Here is an 18,118-nt window from a genome sequence, read left to right as displayed (position 1 = left end):
TTGTTTCTTCTCAAACAAATTAAAAGCTTCAAGGGAAAATGTAGAGAATGTGGTAAAACCTCCACACACCCCTGTCTTCCAGAAAAGAATGGTATTATCAGATACACTTTCTCGGTTACTGGTAATTCCAACAACGAATCCAATTAGTATGGCACCGAGGATATTTGTAATCAGAGTTAATATCGGAAAATAAGTCTTAACAGGAATCAGACTTATTGCATATCGCGCTACTGCACCCAAGGCACCACCAAGTGCTACAAATAGAAAATTCATATCAACCTCTCTATTGTCATATATACTGAAATATATATTTCTTTAAACCGAATACCCCAAATTAATATCAAATGGAGCAATCAGCAATTTTTGCAAATCTTTATTGTAATTGTCGAAAAAGATCTTTATGGCCTTGCCATAGTTTTCTTTAGTATCAAATTCCCAATATGAATAATACTTAACACACTTTACAATCTTGGTTAACTCCCTTGGAGGCTCGCCAAGCTCGATTCCATCTATGGTGTAAAATCTCTTGAAAAACTTGAGTGATATGCAACCTTCACATTTAAGCTGATTTGTGCTCATTTCCTCAATCATAGATTCAAATTGCTCGAGTTTATTGGGCTTTACCTGAAAAAGTTTCATCTCGATAAAGGTCTTGTTCATTACGCGTCCCCCATAGTTTCTTCTCCTGAATTCATCCCTATTTTGCTCACTTTATCGCCTTTAATGTATGCGTTGCTTCCCAGTGTTTTAGTTCCTCAATCTGAGTGAACCCTGCCGCAAGAAGAGCCTCTTTTTCATGCTCGACCGTAAGCGGAGTATCGTAGTGATAAAAGACATCATTAGGAAGATTCTGTTCTTGCCTTATACGTAACAGTTCCTGTCGAAAATGGTTTTCTTGTTCATTAATATCAGCAAAATAATCTGTAAGAACAAAATATCCGCCAGGCTTAAGAGCTTTTTTCAGTTTTACATACAACGGTATCTTTTCCTCTTTTGTAAAATGATGCAACGACTCTACAGAAACAGCTGCATCAAACACTTCTTTTCCAAAAGGAACATCAAAATACGATCCACAGATTGTTGTGATATCTTTATCTGAAAACTTCGTTCTGAGCGATTCCAGCATAGCCTCTGTCAGATCTATTCCTGTGACTTTGGCATAAGGATTAACAGAAAAATACTCTTCCAGTTCAAGCCCCGTACCACAACCAAGATCCAAAACGCTGGCCATTTTTACCACAGGTAAAAGCGATGCAGTGTATTTATAAAACGAAGATGCCCCTTCGATATTACTTTTCATATGCTCATCATATCCATCTACTCGAGCAGTAAAAAAGTCATCCATCTTTTCAAGCATTATTTCGGTACTCCTTAGTCAGTTTTAACTGAAATATATTTTCCGAGTTATTTTACTATGCACTACGCCGGTTTCTTCGTCAGATACAGCACATAAGTATCCCGGAACTCGACTTTATCTCCGCCCGCAAGCACCACACTCCGAAGTCCTTCGAAAAACTTCGTTTTATAGGGTTCTGGGATCAAAATGTGATCGCTGTGCGTGCCGCAATACATCACATATTCATCTGCAGAAAAAATGCGTTTTCCGTAAAAATCATGCCGCGTCAGATCCGCATAGCCGTAGTCAGTCGCATGAAGATAGTCAAAAGGCTCCTTCATGTTTTTGTATTCCGTCACCGGTTTATAATACTCGTCGTAAACCTTCTGGATATTGTTAAACAGCTCCTCATTGGGCGATTTATAATCCCCAATCAGAAACATCATCGCCAGCGTTCCCCCTGGCTTTAGCAGTTCAAACGTCTTGGAAAAAGCGACCTTCTCCGGAATCCACTGGATCGTCGCAGCAGAGTATATTACATCATACCTCTGTTCACCGAAATCATGCGTAATGAAGTCGTCATTCACAATGTGGAAATTCGGTCTTGTATCGTATTTTTCTTTCATCTTCTCATAGAGATGCTCCCCGAGCTCAATGGCATTATAATCACAGCCGGTATCCAGAATCGGATCCGTCGCCTGGCCTGTTCCCGGGCCGATTTCCAGCACCTTCGTTTCAGTTCCGATACCGGCTTCCCTGATGAAATATTCGAACAGTTCCGCACTGTAACGGGGTCGAAACTTATCAAACTGCTCCGGGATTGTGTCAAACACCTTACGATATTCCATTGGCTTCTTCCTCATCTCGCTGTATTTTTCATTCTGCCCCAAAATCGTATCTCCTCACTCATTTATCTCAAAATTTAAGAATGTCTCTCAAACAATATATTGTTTACCTGCTCCGTAAGATATAACTCTGTATCTGTCTCTACCAGATTATAGCTATCTATCACTGTCTGATCATGCTTTTTCAGCACTTCCTCGTATCCGTAAGCCGTATCCTTCTTCTTTGGAAATCGTATTGAGCTGTTGAAACTGTCTACAACCATGAGCCCTTGTCTGCGGCAGATAGCTGTCCATTCATCCTTTGTATAAAACTTGATATGACCGTCCTTTTTAAGCCGCATGTAATCGTCAACGAATCTTTCCGTATCACACTCATTAGGGCATGGATCCGATATGAACAGCATCCCACCACTTTTCAAAACCCTGCTCACCTCTCCGATACTATGTTCTATATCCGGGAAATGATGCAAAGCATATCTTGTCACAACCAGATCAAAGGTATTCGCATCAAAAGGAAAATCAATGCCATCATAACTTACAAATGACAAATTCTTTATCCCTTCTGCGACTGCTCTTGCCCGATTTGCTTCTAGTGCTGAATTTACAATATCCAGACCGATCACATCACAGCAAGGATTGTTCTTCGCAATCGGAAACGAAAGATATCCGCTCCCGGTTCCAAGGTCAAGTATCCTCATACCTTTATTCACATTAATAAAGCTTAAGATTCTCTCCAGGTGTTCAGAATCCTGTGTCTGCCTGTTATAAAAATCTCCTACAGCAAAGCTTTTTTCGAATTCTTTTCTTGTGTCAGCAATACTTGATCTGATATCCATCACAGATGTTTCTCCATAACGTCAAAGCACAGATAATCCCCGTTTTCGGTTTCAATCATGTTATATTTTGTAGCTACATAACCGCGTTTAAGATATATTTGTTTAGCCGGTAGTGATGCATCAAGAATAATATGATCATGCTCCTTACTTATCATTTCTTCAGCAAAATTCATTAGCGCTCTACCATATCCCTTGTGTTGAAAATCCGGTAGAACAAATAGCCTGTTAATCTCATTATCGGAAACGGTAACGGTTCCAATTATAATCTCATCTACTTCAAGTACAAATACCTTTTCAGCATCGATATCCGCTTTAATTCTGTCATCTGAATGGTGGTCACTGAAAAAATGCACTGCTCCACTCGGATAGTACTTGGGGTAAACTGACCATATAGTTTTCTGGGTTATATTTTTGACAGAATCAAAATCCGTCTCTTTTGCAGCTCTGATCATTTCTTTTTCCTCTTTGGTTCCTTTTCGGGCAGTTCTGCATACATACCTTCAAGCAATTTTGCAATCAAACCCGTATCCTCAAATTTGTCAAATACGTGCATCAGTGTTTTTGATCCTTCATACGGATAACGCAGTTCGGACTCCGCAAGCAGTCTGTCAGATGTCGGCGTTCTCTTTAAAAACAGTTCATTATTACAAATATCACCTATCAGCTTACCATTAAAATATACAAGATATCGTGCTATACTCTGAATCAGTATTCATTCCAGTGAATCCTGTCTTGAGGATTGATCTCTATCTGTCTGACTGGTTTGATTCCCTTCAATGGTCTTCCGATTCCTATAAAACACGGCATGAAATAATCCTCCGGATATTTCAAAACTTCTCTTGCTTTTACATATGGTAGTACCTTCTCAGAAAAGATGCCTTCTTTACATCCAAAGTAATGATATGCATCTACACTGACTATGGCATCGAAATACTCTTCAATATAATAATGCTTAAACATATGCACAAACTTTAACACGCTATTCTTCACTTTTCACTCTTATACCACGGATGTATCCCGACGATTTCAAACCCAACTGAGCAGGCCAGCCTCATGGAAGCTTCATTTCTTATGTCGCACCCCCATATCGGAGTCTTTCCTCTTGATAAAATTTCTTTTACCATTTCAGCGGCAACAATCCGTCCGTATCCTTTTCCGCGACATTCCTCTGCTGTCTCTACGCCGATATCCACATACTCTTTTGAAACACCTGAAGCAAATGCACAAGCCATCATCTGTCCTTCCTCAACAAGACAATATCCGAAGCCGTTCTCAATAAACTCTTCTTGATTTGGCCATGAGAAAGAAGGAATGATCTTTCCCTTCATCAATTCATAATTATCGTGTGATATTTCCTTGAGCTTAGCATCCAGCGTGTGCGGAATAATGTATTTTTTTCCTGCAAACTCCAAAATATACCTCTCGTGTTTAGCAACCGTTGGAGTTCTAAGTATCATCTCCTCTAAGTGAGAGTCGTTCTCGGTTTGAAGTGCCATACGTCCCGAATGACCTTCCGGAGGATCCTGCATCAACTTCATAGTTTCTTCAATAAAGTTCTCGTCATAACTCCCCAGGATATTGGCGAATCCGCAATAATGCCACACTAATGCTGCTGTTGGTGCCTCGTCATCATCGACAAATATCTCGCCCGTTTGAATCCCCTCTAAAATGGACAGTGGGTATACTTTCTCTATTCTGATCTGATCAACCAAATGGTTGATTTTTCTGTAATCTGTAAGTTTTATCATTATTCCTTATTCCTTCACTTGCAGTTCAGCAATTGATATGTAGTGTTTTACCATAAAGTTCTCAGAAGCCTCTTTTTGTAGCATCTCCATGTGATCTTTATTCCATGCATCCAGCTGCTTTGGTGACATTGATGCCCCTACGCCTCTGCAGGCCCGCATTCTTCCATGCCACCCCTCTTTTGTGAACGGAATATCAACTCTGAATTGCTCTTGCGATAATAAATCAAAATACCTCAAGTACTGCTCCGGCACCCAGACAGGATGAACTGTATCACCATAAGCTGTCCAGTTTGGATTATGCTTTAAAATGATCTCTTCACTTTTACCTGCTATCGGATCTTCATATGGAAGCCACCCCATGTAAAGAATCAGAAATTTGCCTTTCGATTTAAGCATTCTTGCAAAGTTTGGCGCCGTAATATCATGGTCAAAGTACCATATGCACTGGCTTGCCGTTATCACATCAAATGTATTATCAGGAAAAGAAACTTCTTCTGCCCTGGATGTAAAGAAATCGATCTTCATCCCAGCTTCCTCAGAAAGTTCTTTTGCCTGCCTGATCTGATTATCGGCAATATCAGTTCCCGTCCACTTCGCGCCGTACTTATACATGTTCCTCGGAAGTACCCCTGTGCCGGTTCCTATATCAAGTATCCTCTGTCCGTCCTTACACAAACCCAGCTGCAAAATGTACTCATAAAACTCCTGCGGATAAATGTCCCTGTACTTGGCATAATCTTCTGATGTTTTGCCCCAGTCAAAGGGCCTTCCTTTATCAATATCCTGAATTATCATCAGCCTTCTCCAGCATCATCACATCATAACAGAGATAATCTCCATTCTCTGTTTCAATCCTGTTATACTCGATCTCTTTATATTTCTTACATCTTCCAGATTATTCTGGTCAGCCAAAAGTATTTTCACTTTTCCCTCCTTAGTACCCCATTGCTGTACGTACTTCGCTCATCTTTTCTTCTCCCACAAGAATGCTTAAAAGAGAAAATGCAACTCCCGGAGCAGTCTGTGGACAATATGATGTGATGATATTATCTGTCTGAACGATAGGCTCATTTATTACCTCAACACCATATTCACCTAGTTGTTTCTGCCTGTTTCCACTATTTAAGTGATATGTTGTTGCTTTCTTTCCTGTCAGGATTCCACTATGAGCAAGTGCCAGAGCTGCAACGCAGACAGACCTGATCCGCACACAGAAAAAGGTCTGTTTTTCACTGCTTTTGCATTATGCACATTAATACTTTAGAACGTAATATAAAAAGTTATAAATCCAATCCAGCTTTATGCGCCTGGATATGCTGTAGCTTTCTTGGGATGTTATAAAGCTTCCCATCCTTAATCAGTTTTGCTCCTGTCTGGTGATAATAAAATGAGATTCCGTTCTCTTTACACTGTAACCATACCTTCTCTACCCATTTATAATCGCAGACCCTTGCATTTGCTCCTGACTCTCCACCTACGGAAACCTCCTCGATGAGCGGTCGCCCATCGGAAGTCCTGTATTTTTCGATATATGGACTCAAATCCACCTCAGTCAGCATAGGTTCTATCATCACGGCATGATGGAACAATGGAAGATCCAGATAAACCGGAAGTCTCTTATCCAGCATATCCTGATTCTCACAGGTAACGGCTATCGTAACATGCTCCCATCTGTTCCCCCATCCTGCAGGGAGATGATCTGCAATACGCTCAGGTCTTTTAGTAATCATAAAGAATGTACAATCTGAACGCTCATGCATCATTTCCCAGGCATCTTTTCTCCATACATCTGCATCGGGATGAAAGAAATCTGAAGAAAAACATGTATAAATGTGTGACCCGCATGGAACCTTATACATACCCTTATACTGTCCTGACCTTAGTTTTCGTATTGGGAGATTAAAGTTATCTGTCTTATGAAGGACTGTAGGGTCCTTTCCTATGGACTCATCTCTCCGGTAAACATAACAATGTAGGCACCCTGTACTTGCTCTGGTGCATCCATGCCACAGATTCCAGTTAAGTGCCAGCGGAGGCCGTGGATCATTGTGTTTTTCCTCAAAAAACGATAATTGCTCCATCATGAAAACCATCCAGCTCAGAGAGCTGTTCTAATATGAAATCCAGGTACTCTTTAGTTGATGCCATAGGTTCGTTCTTTTCCTTTTTTGAAATCAATTCTTAATAAAGCTTTTCCGTTAGGAAGAGACTCTGTCTCCTCCAGTATCTTCTGATATCCTGCGCCTTCCATCACAGAAACAAGCTCGTCCTGTTCCATCTGGCTATGTACCTCATCAAGCCTGTCAAATACATGGATGTATGGCGAATCTGAAACCCAGTTCTTTTCATCTGTATTAATCTGAATTACGCAAGACACGTAATCAGGATCAACCCGATGTACAGCAACTACAAATGCCTGATATCCAATGTATTCTATTAGCAGATTTGCAATTAGTAGCTGTGCATTAGGCAGCTTTGATGTATCTTTTATAAGATCAACCTGAAGGCACTGCAATACGCCTGACAAGTCTGTATAGCGTCCAGAGACAGCTTCAAGGTACTCTTTATTTATATCTATGCCATAAACAATCTGATACTTTTCTTTGCTGACATGTTCTAATCCATTTCCACCGGCTATGCCAAAAATCATTGCCTTGTTTACTTGATAAGCATCAAACTGCTCTTTCATCATTTTGTTAATGGTCTGCAGCTGCTTTACAGAGTCCAGGCTCATATGCTTTTCATAATCATCAAGTTTTATCTCTTCCCAGGGATTGTTCATTTCTCTTTTACCAAAACCATGCATTCTTCCGAGTCTTCAAAGCCACATTTTTTATAAAGGGGCCTCCCCGCCTCTGTTGCATCAAGGCTGATCTCTGTTGCTCCTTTATTCCATGCATCATCTATAAGGATGTTGACCATTTTCATTCCTATACCCTGCTTACGGTATTCCTTAGCAGTATACACATTCATAAGATGAGCCCGCTTGCCTGATGGATGCGAGAATGTCGGCATAACACTAAAATAGCAGATTGTCGCACAGCCGATGACTATTTCTCCATCCAAAGCAAGAACCGTGGTCTGATCTCCCTCAAGGAAGTATCTCCTGCTTTCCTCTACAAAACTCTCAGAATACCGGTAATCTGCATCAAGAGAATTAACTTCTTTTAACATTTCCAGTCTGCTGCTCATCATGAGATCAATATCTTGTTTGTCTGCAATCCTTATTTCCATCCCAACTCCTGCTTTACCATTTCAAGCATTCTTCTATCTCTTTTGATCATGATTTCATTGAAATAATCTTCACTAGAATACGCTGCATTAGTCGCAATAGCCTCATCTATATCCACTATTTTCAGCACGAACCCCGCTTCGTCCTCATAAGCATCCAAATCCTGTTCGACAGCTCGATCCTCAACATCGCAGAAGTAGTAATAATTCTCCTGTTCAAAGATTTCACCATCCTTTACGGTGCTCTTCTGTCTTCGCAATACACTTCCATATTCCCTGATAGATTCAGGAATTACAACAAGTCCTACTTCTTCCCTAACCTCTCTGATGAGCGCTTCTTTCTTGTCTTCATCATCATGGATTCCTCCTCCAGGGAACTTGTAATATTTCTCTTTCTTGCTGTAGACTAGGGCAAGTTTATCATTTTTTATAATTATCGCCCTGGCTGAAGGTCTGCGAAAAACTGCATCTGTTTCTTTATAATCTTTAAGATCAATTTCAAATAACTGTTTCATACTCTTTTTATCACCATTTATATGTCCTCACAAAACTCTATTATTTCCTTTTTCCTTGGCCCCACGTTTTCCTTATACTCCACAGAACATAGCCCCAGACTCTTTACCACTTGAATCTCCAAATGTCCGTAAAAGTGCTCGATACTATGAATAATCCGCTCACATTCAGGCATACTTGGCCCTGTTCTAAGGGCTATAGAGTAGCCTCTTTTACCTGGCCTAATCGTTGCATGTGGCTCATGGGTATTACACCATGGGGTACATCTGTCTATAAAAGCTTTATATTGTCCGGGAATATCAGCCCAGTACGATGGAGAAACTGAAAATATCACATCTGCAGCATCAAATTCATCCATGACTACCTATATATCATCCTCTATCACGCACTTGGCAGTACTGTGGCACGAACGGCATCCTTTGCAAAAGCTGAAGGTATAGTCATCAATGCAAACGCTTTTCACATCATATTTCTTGGACAATTCCCGTGAAACAATGCTCACTATTTCCGCTGTAGCTCCGTTTCTGACCGGGCTGCAGTTAATCACTAATGCTTTCATTCATCTCTCCATCTTAACGATATATTCAGGTGTACCTTCTTCTAACTGTCTATCTCCCGTTCTGCAGAATCCATGAGTCTCATAGAACTTGATTGCATCATGATTCTTTTCCAGTGTCCACAAGAACCTGACTTCATATTCCTTCTTTGCAAACTCAATTAATTCAGCCCCAATGCCCTGCCCCATGAAGAAATAATCAACATAAAGCTCCATTACTTCATTATTCTCAATATGAATTAATCCCTTTACTATCTCATCTTCTTCATATACCCAGATATTCTCAAGAATCTCTGGGTTGGAATACTGCTCAGCTACAGGGATCACCTGCAGCTCTCCGAAAGAATATGCGTCATTATGAAAAATAGAACGATACTTCATTCTTTTTACAAATACCAGAATCTCTGCAATCCTGGACAAATCACTTTTATTGGCTCGTCTGATCATTATTTTTTCCTTTTTTCGCTATTAGTAAAATCCCTGACACTGCTAAAACAAGCCCACCTATCACAGCAGTAATAATGGTACCTGCGCCATATTTTCCGGCAAGGAATATAGATGTTGGGCCATCAGCACCACCTATGATTGTATAAGAATGGGGTTTAGTTGTGTAAAGAGTTACTGCTATCCACAGCACTCCTGCAATGGCCGCCATAACTCCAAGAATAATTCTTCCAACCCTCTTATGAATGGCAAGCTTTATAAGAAGGCACAAGATAATAAAGGCCACAAAAGCCACTGCATTTGGAACTGCGGAATAGTAGTACCAGGGTGCTGAATTGATCTCATACGCTTCAGGGTGATTTATGAAATCCCTATACGCAGCAAAAAGACTTTCTACAAATACTCCTGCTCCAAATACAATTATCAGGTTTATCAACATATTAAACTTCTTCATTACCCCTCCAACAATTATCAGATATTTACCTTCTACTATATCTGTTTTCACACAATAAAAAAAGCCATCTGACAGTTTTTTATCTGCCAGATGACTCGCAAAACTCCTTGTTTATGCTAACTCAAGTCTGTCTCTCACAAAACATCCTATCCGCTCTATTTAAGCACGATAATATTCCAATTTTATTTACTATCCGGTAGAATTTTCTCCTCAACTCGTCCTGCTTGTATAAGCATAGAAACACCGATTACAATAACAAGCAGAACTGCAACTGCACCGGATATGATCGTCATTGTCATCGAGAACCTATCACCTGCATCTCCGAATGTGCCGAGCATGGATCGTTCCAGTGACAATAGTGCCACAATAGCACAAGCCATGGATATATTTCTTAGCATTATCATTGATGGATTTTTCCTTTTTTGAGCTTTTACAAAGCTTATAATAGCTTGAATAACTATGTAAAAGGTGTATGCTGCGATAGTGATCATTACAATGGTATTATATTTTGGGTTACGCTTTTCAGCTATGCCCATACATACAATACCCGATACCACGATAGCCAGAAAGATCATGCCAGTGCCGATTACTTTCATCATTCTTGATTCTGACTTCCTCCGCTTTTTGCTTTTCGAAGAAACAACTATAAATCTCATTTCGGACAAAACCAGATAATAAGCAAACATAGACGCAAACCAGAATGAATGGTATTTGATTCCCATTACCCCGTTAAAAATTGCATATACAGCATTCCATCCCAGACTCATAGTTGTTGTTATGAACAGCCTAAATACAGGATCCCTAAGAATCCTGTGTCCCACTTCAGTACTATATATTTTTTGGATCAGCCGCTTCATATGCCGCTTACGGATGGTAGGGTCAATCCGCTTCTATATATGGTCGTATGCATTTTGTGATCACTCCTGCTATCTCATCTGTTTTTTCAAGACATTCGGCCTCCAGCCATTGCTTTATCACAGCGACAATCCCGCTGATATAAAAATTTATCGCATACCTGCGCTCATTCTCCGGATAATGAAACCTTTCAAGTATCGGATTAAAAACATGCTTGTACAATCCTTCATACTTACCTGCCGATTGCATGCCTCCAGGACTGTTAACTGCGGCCGCAAACACAAATCTGTTTTCCTTTACAAAATTCAGATAAGGCATCAGATAGTCCTCTTTGATAAGGATCAGATCATCAAGTGCGGCTTCTTCTATTCTCTCCGAGAACAACTCCTAATACCATCATCGGTGTTCCGCTTCCGACCACCTGCATACACAAACACATTCCCAGACCCATAAACAAGGCTGCACATATGCCAAAAGTGTAGGTAAAAACCGCAGCCGGCATTTTTGCCTTTCTGTCAAGCTTCTTTAGCGTAACCACCTTGGATGCATCTTTAGGTGCATATTCGCTGGCCAAAGCCTCTGCATAAGTTTTATCTGTGTTCATAATCATTACCTCCTGTGATGTAGTGTTTTGTTTTATGACTTCATTCTACCTAGGAGGAATGTTAAACTGAACAACACAATTTCAAAAAAGTGTTGTTTTCAATAATAAATTATCTTACAGATTTAGTTTTCAATACCAATATCATTGACAGTCAATAACTAGCTTTTCAGTTCTATTCACTGAAGATACAGATATAGTAATCTTACTCGGCTGTTGACCGGAACGAATCACAGCCTGTGCTTTTCCGAGATATGTAGAGTGAGTATTTCCTATAAAAGATTCTTTTGGCGCGGGTCTGGCTGACCCAAATGCAATCAGCTCTCCTTCTCCGTCCACCTTGATGCGAAGCATCTTGTCGCATGATGATTTTGTTATATTCTTATCACCTACAAGATCAATGTCAACAAAACAGCTGTCCTCTCCATTGGCAACAAGTTTTGTTTTTGAGGGAGTAAGCATTATCCGTGTCTCGCCTTCATCGGTCAGCAGTTCTTTTTCTCCAATAAGTCTGTTTTCTGTATCGTAAGACTTGGCAGTTATTGTTCCTGGTACATACATGATATTTTTAAAATCAGCTTTGTATTCTTTGGTTTTCTTGCGGCCATAGCTTTTACCATTAACCAATAGCTCTACATAAGCTCCTGTTGCATATACTCTTACTTTGTTTCTTTTTCCCTCACATCCCGGCCAGGTCCAGCTTGCGACTCCATCATTATCTCTCCACATGCTGATGGAGTTCTTTTCTCCTGCATGACTCATTGGTTCAACACTTATTTCAGGGATGTCAGTCATATGCCATATCATGCGGTTCCATTGCATTTCTGGTCTCATTTTACCGCATATATCTATAAGCCCGGGACCACCGGAGATGATAAGGTCACCAGCATCCATTTCTGACTTATACTTAACAGTGCCTATACCGGACTCACCCAGATAGTCCCATCCTGTCCAGACAAAATCTCCTATAAGATAGGAGAGTTTTTCACAAAGCTTCCAGTTTTTATATATACTTCGGGGAAGGGTCTCCGAACCAACTATCACTCTTCCTGGATATTTCTTTCCTTCTGAAATATATCTGGAAGTTGCATAATTATATCCATTGATATCAAGGATTCCTTCAAGGCGGGCAGTAACTTTATCTGCATCTTTTCCGGACGCCATTTTGTCCATGATGTCTCCCATGTGATTCATCAGCATATTGAAAAATGAACTTGTAGGCATATTGTCCATGGACTGGTTTCCTGAATTATTACCATCTTCTTTTCCGTATAGGCCTTTTCCTTTTGCTGCCATTGTTGCGAGCATCAGATTGATTCCGGCAGTAACGCATCTTGTTGGATCAATTTTCTTTACATACTCAGCAAGTTCTTTAGCCATATTGGCACCGCTATCCAGGCCAAGTTCTGAGATTTCATTGCCGATGGAATACATGATTACTGATGGATGCGAGAAGTCCTTACGGATCATTGCCAAAAGGTCTTTTTCCCAATTTGCCTTAAACTCTTCATTCGCATAATCGTATGGGTTTTTGTGGATCAGCCAATGGTCAGCAAATTCATCCATTACGTATACTCCATATTTATCACAGGCATTAAGAATGGCCTTGGAGCATGGATTATGTGCACTTCTGATCGCATTAAAACCTGCTTCTTTATGTATCCTGATCTTCCTGTCTTCAGCTTCATCAATTGCCGCAGCACCTAATATGCCGTTATCGTGATGTATGCAGCTTCCACGCAAAAGAACTTTCTTGCCATTAACAGTTAATCCATTAGCACTGTCCCAGCTTATAGTCCTAAAGCCAAACTTCAGCGAAGTTTCATCAAGAGACTGCTCGGCTTCAAAAAGCTCAATAGACAGATCATATAGTGTCGGGGTGTCCTCATCCCATAATGAAGGGTCATCAACTTGTATTTCTGCCTCGAACTTCCCATCCGTTACCTGAGATAATGTGTCAGCAACAAGTGTTCCGTCTTTCGAAATGCAAAGCTTTACTGCTTCTCCACCTGTGACTTCACCCTTGATAAATGTCCTTCCATCGGCTTCTGCTTTAACAAATACAGAATCGGGAACTATATGTTTTTTATTGCCTACATACAGTTTTACATTTCTATATATGCCGCTTCCGGAATACCATCTTGAATTGGGCACGTCTGAGTTATCTGCCACTACCTTTATAGTGTTTTCTTTTCCCAAAATGATTTCATCATTTATAGGGACAAAGAAATTGGAATATCCATATATATTGCTGCAAACTTTGTTTTCATTGACATATACAACAGCTTTCTGATACACCCCCTCAAACTCAAGGATGACGCTCTTGTTCCTCCATCCTTCATCAGCAGCTATTGTCTTTTCGTATATATATTTTCCGCCGGCAAAATAGGCGCATGCCGCACCGGAAGGATTATCTTTCGAGCGGTTTTCATAAAGCATTGCATCATGTGGCAATGTCACAGTCTTTTTATTGTTTTCACTGCCCTCTTTAAAAAAGGACCATCCTAAATTAAATGATCGTGCTTTCATGTGAGTCTCTCCTATTGTTAAGCGGCTTTCTCAAGTGTTGCGTTTTCTTCTTCAACCTTCATAAATATAAGACATACTGTAATCAGTACAGTCAGAATCAGGGGAATTGCACCATATATGAATTTTATCATATTGAGTACTTCCGGTGTCTGTACTTCTGCTGTTCCAACATATCCCGCTGCAAGCTTCTGCGGAAATGATAAATACCTCTTTTGTTCCATTTTTGTAATCCTCCCATGTATTGTTTATGATACAAATAATATATTAAATACTATTCACATTGAATAAAATGGCATATATGATACAATCAATTCATTATATGTATCATATTCGACTTTAGGAGGGAAACATGTTTGTTTCTTTATCTACAAAAAATTCAGACCTAATAAAAAAGACTGAGGCAAACTACTATCAGGACAGGATCTCCATAAATGGACCTATCAGGCTAACATTTGAAACAGTCCACCCTGATGATCCTGAACAAAATTTCATAGTTACTATCATGGAGCCCAATGCTTCTTTTATGTCCGTAATGGATCGTGATGATCCTAATAATCCCACAAACAGAAAAGGGCTTCATACGCATGAATGTTTTGAGTTAATGTTTGTGATTAAAGGCGAAATGTATCAGAACATAGAATACAAACGACATGTATATCCCAAAGGTAGTCTTTGCCTCGTGAATAAAAAGATACACCACGCAGAAGAATTTTCAACGGACTTTCGCTGTGTGTTTTTGATGATGACTACAGAACTAATAAATTCAGTTTTCTTTCCTAATGCGCCATTCATTTTTGATGAAAAAGAAAAGTTAAAGAGCTCTGCAATAGAAAGATTCTTTCATCAAAACACAGTCGGTACTGATTTTGACCGTAGGGAGTATATAGATTTTATTCCGGTTTCTGGTTCTCAGGGAACGTATGAAAATATGTATAGGAAATTCGATAATCTTACTGCACATATGCTGGCTCCGGAATTGGGGAGTACATTCGCAGTAAGAGGTATCATAATGGAGATATTTTACGATCTTATGAATCCCGGATCTTATAGTACAATTCCTATAAGTATCGGATCTGATAAGGAGTTCATGATATTTGACAGTATCAATTCCTTGATGCTTCGTCATAATGGCAGGATAAGCCGTTCACAGTTAGAAAAAGAATTATCCTATTCTGGTTCGTATTTAAATGCTATATGTAAGAAATACTCAGGATTAAACCTGTTTGATTATGGAATGAGAATATGCATGGAAGAAGCATGCAGTCTGTTATCCGGTACCAGGGCGAATATTGCAGACATATCAGAATCCCTTGGCTTTACCAACAGAAGCCATTTCTATTCTATTTTTAAAACACATTATGGGATGACTCCCGCTGAATTCAGGACGATCAAAAAAGGAAACTTCTTATAGAATGGTTCCTTACCTTTGGCTGCCATCAGACACATCTTTACCTTATAGCCTGGCTTAGCATCTGCTTTAATTCTATCAATACAGGTCTCAACAAGCATTCTCCCTATACCCTGTCCCTGATATTCCGGATCCACGATAACATCAGATAAAAAAGCTATATATCCTCAATCCCATATAAATACTGGGTTTCCGACACTTTTATAAAGACAAAATCCACGGCAGATGCCGTGGACTTTGTCTACAGTCTGAGACTCCGGAAACAAAAGCTCCGGAGTCTTTTCAAATTGAAGGCATGACCTTCAGGGCGCCATATCTTTCTGTTATCTTAGAAGCTGCATTGTTGGCTCTTTGCAGCATTTCCATAATTGTTTGTCTTGATAGATCAAGCCTGTTCTCAGCACCTTCCTCCTTCATATGATCCAGACAGGAATCGATGATGCAACCCATGAAGGTATCTCCCGCGCCGGTTGTATCGACTGCATTGGGGTTTGGAGTAGATGGACACCTTACAGTCTCATCACCATAGTATGCGATGCTGCCAACCTTTCCGAGAGTCGCGCACACAAGGGCGATATTGAACCTTTCCCGGATCATCCTGATTCCTTTGTCTATGTCACTTTCCCCGGTGAAAAACAATATCTCATCATCAGAAATCTTCAGGATATCGCAGCAGGACAAGCCATATTCCATCTTCTGCCTTGCAAGGTCTGGGCTGCTCCATAAGGGTTTCCTTATGTTGGGGTCAAAGCTGATGACAAGGCCCCTTTCCCGTGCAATGCCGATAGCCTTTTTAGTGGCAGCTTCCCCGCATTCAGAAGTCATAGACAAGGTCCCGAAATGAAATAACTTTGATGAAGCTATGAGTCCTTCATCGACATCCTGCTCTGACAGCATCATATCTGCGCCGGGATTTCTGTAAAAAGAAAAGTCCCGATCTCCGTCAGCTTTCCTGTGGACAAACGCAAGAGTTGTATGGACATCCGGATCATATACAAGACCCCCGGTGTCGATTCCCACTTCCTTTATGGTATCAGCAAGTAAATGTCCGAAATGGTCATCTCCCACCTTCCCTATAAAAAGAGTCTTCCTCCCAAGTTTTTGGAGCATGGCAAGTACATTACAGGGAGCACCTCCCGGATTGGCCTCCAGAACCGGATTGCCACTTTCGCTGATCCCCTTGTCGGTAAAATCGATCAGCAGCTCTCCCAGTGCAGTAACATCATATTCTTTGTTTTTCATCTGACCTGCTCCTATCAATCCTTAATTGCATCAGGCACAAGTTCAGCGCCACAGATATCTGCAACAGCTCTTTTATCTGAAGAAAAGACAATTTCCTGAGCTTCAAGAGGTGTGTAGACATTCATTGATGCTGACTTTTCACCGTTTCCTGCAAACAGCTCGATGCTGTATCTGTCCATAATGATCCTGAGTTTTAGCCTGTTATCACAAAGAGGGGCTTCAAACTCTCTGATATTTACAATATCTCTGATGCCTCCGCTCATGCTCCTGTCGAGCCTTAGCGTGTTTTCTGAAACATCATATTTTACAGTGACCGAATGGGCCTTGTCTTTGCATAGTTCTATCTTAAACCAGTTCATACCGGCATTTTCCGTCAGGTCAAGGCTCACTGTAAGATCAAGGCACCTTCCTCTTATGCCGGAAAAGCTCTTTTCTGTGCATATCTCTACGTTTGGATAGTCAAAGCTCTTTCCGTGATAATTCTCCAGCTCCCTTACAGGATTCTGGCAGACTCTCCCGTTATTTATCGATAATTCCCTGGGGATTGTCATCTGACCGTAGATCATCCTCTCTTCGTTGCCCACATTGCAGGTATCCCAATTCTGCATCCAGCCAATCATAACGCGCCGCCCATCGCAGGTTTGAATCGTCTGGGGTGCGTAAAAGTCCATTCCGAAATCCAGTGTCTGGGCGCTTTCCCTTGCAAAAGAAAGGTCCTCTTTCTTTTCCCCGACGAATAGTACCGTGCCATTTCCCGGGTGAAATTCTTTTCCGTCCCCCTTCATGTCCTGGGGGCTGACGATCAGTATCTGCTTCCCATCAAACTCAAAATAGTCGGGGCATTCCCACATTCTGCCGTACTCATTCTCACACCGTGCTACCACAGTGCGATATTGCCAGGTCTTAAGGTCATCGCTTTCAAACAGAAGTATCTCGCCGCTTCCGTCTCCGGGCCTACTGCCGATAAGCGCATAGTACTTATCTTTTTCCTGTATTATCTTTGGATCTCTGAAATCCTCTCTGCTGTTACCCTCAGGGATCATCGCTGTGCTAATGACAGGGTTTCCTTCAATCTTTTCATAGTCCAGCCCGTCTCCCACAGCAATAGACTGCTGCTGCCTGTCGATGCTCTTTTCACCCACCTGTACCCTTGTAACGCTGGTATACATAAGAAGCTGTCGGCCATCAGGAAGAGTGATCGCACTTCCCGAAAAGCATCCGTCGCTGTCATACTCTGCATCTGGAGCAAGCGCCGCAGGCAGACTCTCCCACCTTATGAAGTCCCGTGTCCGCACATGGCCCCAGTGCATGGGGCCCCAATGTGTGGAATAGGGATGATACTGGTAAAAGAGATGATAGTAGCCTTTATACTCTGAGAAGCCGTTGGGATCATTGATCCAGCCTACGGGAGCAGTCATATGGAAAAGAGGTCTCTGGCTTTTGGGAACTTTTGCAGCAAACTCTTTTTCATATTCTCTTGCTCTCCGCAAAGTCTCACTTATCATTCAAATAACTCTCCG

At 40.9% G+C, this 18,118-nt stretch carries 27 protein-coding genes; 1 reads left to right on the top strand and 26 read right to left on the bottom strand.

Annotation, left to right across the window (positions count from 1 at the left end):
- The 23 genes from BM086_RS14635 to BM086_RS14525 all read right to left on the bottom strand — a co-directional run.
- A partial coding sequence (locus BM086_RS14635) for a fluoride efflux transporter FluC (protein ID WP_092328144.1) occupies positions 1-273 on the bottom strand: 273 nt, incomplete at its 3' end.
- Between the two features lie 42 nt (positions 274-315).
- On the bottom strand, positions 316-660 hold the full coding sequence (locus tag BM086_RS14630; protein WP_092328141.1) for a hypothetical protein: 345 nt from the start codon (positions 658-660) through the stop codon (positions 316-318).
- A gap of 46 nt (positions 661-706) precedes the next feature.
- Positions 707-1,357, bottom strand: a complete 651-nt coding sequence (locus BM086_RS14625; RefSeq protein WP_092328139.1) for a class I SAM-dependent methyltransferase — start codon at positions 1,355-1,357, stop codon at positions 707-709.
- Positions 1,358-1,419: 62 nt separating this feature from the next.
- On the bottom strand, positions 1,420-2,226 hold the full coding sequence (locus tag BM086_RS14620) for a class I SAM-dependent methyltransferase (protein ID WP_330391611.1): 807 nt from the start codon (positions 2,224-2,226) through the stop codon (positions 1,420-1,422).
- Positions 2,227-2,258: 32 nt separating this feature from the next.
- Positions 2,259-3,017 carry a class I SAM-dependent methyltransferase gene (locus BM086_RS14615; protein WP_092328136.1) on the bottom strand — a complete coding sequence of 253 codons (759 nt, stop codon included), beginning with the start codon at positions 3,015-3,017 and terminating at the stop codon, positions 2,259-2,261.
- Complete coding sequence (locus BM086_RS14610) at positions 3,017-3,469, bottom strand: GNAT family N-acetyltransferase (RefSeq protein WP_092328134.1); 453 nt, start codon at positions 3,467-3,469, stop codon at positions 3,017-3,019. Before BM086_RS14610 ends, BM086_RS14615 begins: the two co-directional genes overlap by 1 nt.
- Positions 3,470-3,722: 253 nt before the next feature.
- Positions 3,723-3,995, bottom strand: a complete 273-nt coding sequence (locus tag BM086_RS21035; RefSeq protein WP_175560298.1) for a hypothetical protein — start codon at positions 3,993-3,995, stop codon at positions 3,723-3,725.
- Positions 3,996-4,003: 8 nt separating this feature from the next.
- On the bottom strand, positions 4,004-4,765 hold the full coding sequence (locus tag BM086_RS14595; protein WP_092328128.1) for a GNAT family N-acetyltransferase: 762 nt from the start codon (positions 4,763-4,765) through the stop codon (positions 4,004-4,006).
- Between the two features lie 6 nt (positions 4,766-4,771).
- Positions 4,772-5,560 carry a class I SAM-dependent methyltransferase gene (locus tag BM086_RS14590; protein ID WP_092328125.1) on the bottom strand — a complete coding sequence of 263 codons (789 nt, stop codon included), beginning with the start codon at positions 5,558-5,560 and terminating at the stop codon, positions 4,772-4,774.
- Positions 5,561-5,699: 139 nt separating this feature from the next.
- Positions 5,700-5,975, bottom strand: coding sequence for a DJ-1/PfpI family protein (locus BM086_RS14585; protein ID WP_092328122.1), 276 nt, complete (start codon positions 5,973-5,975; stop codon positions 5,700-5,702).
- Positions 5,976-6,045: 70 nt separating this feature from the next.
- Positions 6,046-6,849, bottom strand: coding sequence for a DUF5131 family protein (locus BM086_RS14580; protein ID WP_242952226.1), 804 nt, complete (start codon positions 6,847-6,849; stop codon positions 6,046-6,048).
- 50 nt (positions 6,850-6,899) lie between these two features.
- Positions 6,900-7,571 (bottom strand): methyltransferase type 11, encoded by a 672-nt coding sequence (locus BM086_RS14575; protein WP_242952225.1) that lies wholly within the window; start codon positions 7,569-7,571, stop codon positions 6,900-6,902.
- Complete coding sequence (locus tag BM086_RS14570) at positions 7,544-7,999, bottom strand: GNAT family N-acetyltransferase (protein WP_092328117.1); 456 nt, start codon at positions 7,997-7,999, stop codon at positions 7,544-7,546. The genes BM086_RS14575 and BM086_RS14570 overlap by 28 nt, the downstream gene beginning before the upstream one ends.
- Entirely contained in the window at positions 7,990-8,511 is a 522-nt protein-coding gene (locus BM086_RS14565) for an NUDIX domain-containing protein (RefSeq protein WP_092328114.1), read from the bottom strand. The genes BM086_RS14570 and BM086_RS14565 overlap by 10 nt, the downstream gene beginning before the upstream one ends.
- Before the next feature lie 17 nt (positions 8,512-8,528).
- A complete protein-coding gene (locus BM086_RS21460; protein WP_242952224.1) occupies positions 8,529-8,867 on the bottom strand; it encodes an NAD(P)H-dependent oxidoreductase in 339 nt (112 codons plus the stop codon).
- A gap of 6 nt (positions 8,868-8,873) precedes the next feature.
- Positions 8,874-9,068 carry a hypothetical protein gene (locus BM086_RS21455; RefSeq protein ID WP_242952223.1) on the bottom strand — a complete coding sequence of 65 codons (195 nt, stop codon included), beginning with the start codon at positions 9,066-9,068 and terminating at the stop codon, positions 8,874-8,876.
- Entirely contained in the window at positions 9,069-9,512 is a 444-nt protein-coding gene (locus BM086_RS14555) for a GNAT family N-acetyltransferase (RefSeq protein ID WP_092328111.1), read from the bottom strand.
- Entirely contained in the window at positions 9,493-9,963 is a 471-nt protein-coding gene (locus BM086_RS14550) for a Trp biosynthesis-associated membrane protein (RefSeq protein ID WP_092328108.1), read from the bottom strand. Before BM086_RS14550 ends, BM086_RS14555 begins: the two co-directional genes overlap by 20 nt.
- 182 nt (positions 9,964-10,145) lie before the next feature.
- Positions 10,146-10,820 carry a hypothetical protein gene (locus BM086_RS14545; protein WP_092328105.1) on the bottom strand — a complete coding sequence of 225 codons (675 nt, stop codon included), beginning with the start codon at positions 10,818-10,820 and terminating at the stop codon, positions 10,146-10,148.
- Positions 10,821-10,842: 22 nt separating this feature from the next.
- Positions 10,843-11,136: a TetR-like C-terminal domain-containing protein gene (locus BM086_RS14540; RefSeq protein WP_092328102.1), complete on the bottom strand. Its 294-nt coding sequence runs from the start codon at positions 11,134-11,136 to the stop codon at positions 10,843-10,845.
- Positions 11,137-11,167: 31 nt separating this feature from the next.
- Complete coding sequence (locus BM086_RS14535) at positions 11,168-11,422, bottom strand: hypothetical protein (protein ID WP_242952222.1); 255 nt, start codon at positions 11,420-11,422, stop codon at positions 11,168-11,170.
- 141 nt (positions 11,423-11,563) lie between these two features.
- Positions 11,564-13,948, bottom strand: coding sequence for a glycoside hydrolase family 2 TIM barrel-domain containing protein (locus BM086_RS14530; protein WP_092328099.1), 2,385 nt, complete (start codon positions 13,946-13,948; stop codon positions 11,564-11,566).
- A gap of 17 nt (positions 13,949-13,965) precedes the next feature.
- Complete coding sequence (locus BM086_RS14525; RefSeq protein WP_092328096.1) at positions 13,966-14,169, bottom strand: hypothetical protein; 204 nt, start codon at positions 14,167-14,169, stop codon at positions 13,966-13,968.
- 128 nt (positions 14,170-14,297) lie between these two features.
- Between BM086_RS14525 and BM086_RS14520 the strand changes: the two genes are divergently transcribed.
- Entirely contained in the window at positions 14,298-15,359 is a 1,062-nt protein-coding gene (locus tag BM086_RS14520) for an AraC family transcriptional regulator (RefSeq protein WP_092328093.1), read from the top strand.
- Here the strand turns inward: BM086_RS14520 and BM086_RS22105 are convergent.
- The 3 genes from BM086_RS22105 to BM086_RS14505 all read right to left on the bottom strand — a co-directional run bounded on the left by BM086_RS22105 (position 15,305) and on the right by BM086_RS14505 (position 18,103).
- Positions 15,305-15,457 carry a hypothetical protein gene (locus BM086_RS22105; protein WP_442857343.1) on the bottom strand — a complete coding sequence of 51 codons (153 nt, stop codon included), beginning with the start codon at positions 15,455-15,457 and terminating at the stop codon, positions 15,305-15,307. The two genes, BM086_RS14520 and BM086_RS22105, sit on opposite strands and share 55 nt — an antisense overlap.
- Before the next feature lie 181 nt (positions 15,458-15,638).
- Positions 15,639-16,598, bottom strand: a complete 960-nt coding sequence (locus BM086_RS14510) for a carbohydrate kinase family protein (RefSeq protein ID WP_092328087.1) — start codon at positions 16,596-16,598, stop codon at positions 15,639-15,641.
- Between the two features lie 14 nt (positions 16,599-16,612).
- Positions 16,613-18,103 carry a glycoside hydrolase family 32 protein gene (locus BM086_RS14505; protein ID WP_092328084.1) on the bottom strand — a complete coding sequence of 497 codons (1,491 nt, stop codon included), beginning with the start codon at positions 18,101-18,103 and terminating at the stop codon, positions 16,613-16,615.
- Positions 18,104-18,118 lie beyond the last annotated feature (15 nt).

The sequence above is a fragment of the Butyrivibrio sp. YAB3001 genome, from assembly GCF_900112195.1.
Lineage (GTDB): Bacteria > Bacillota > Clostridia > Lachnospirales > Lachnospiraceae > Butyrivibrio.
Note: the sequence above shows the minus strand (reverse complement) of the source record. Positions and strands in the feature narration are given on the sequence as shown.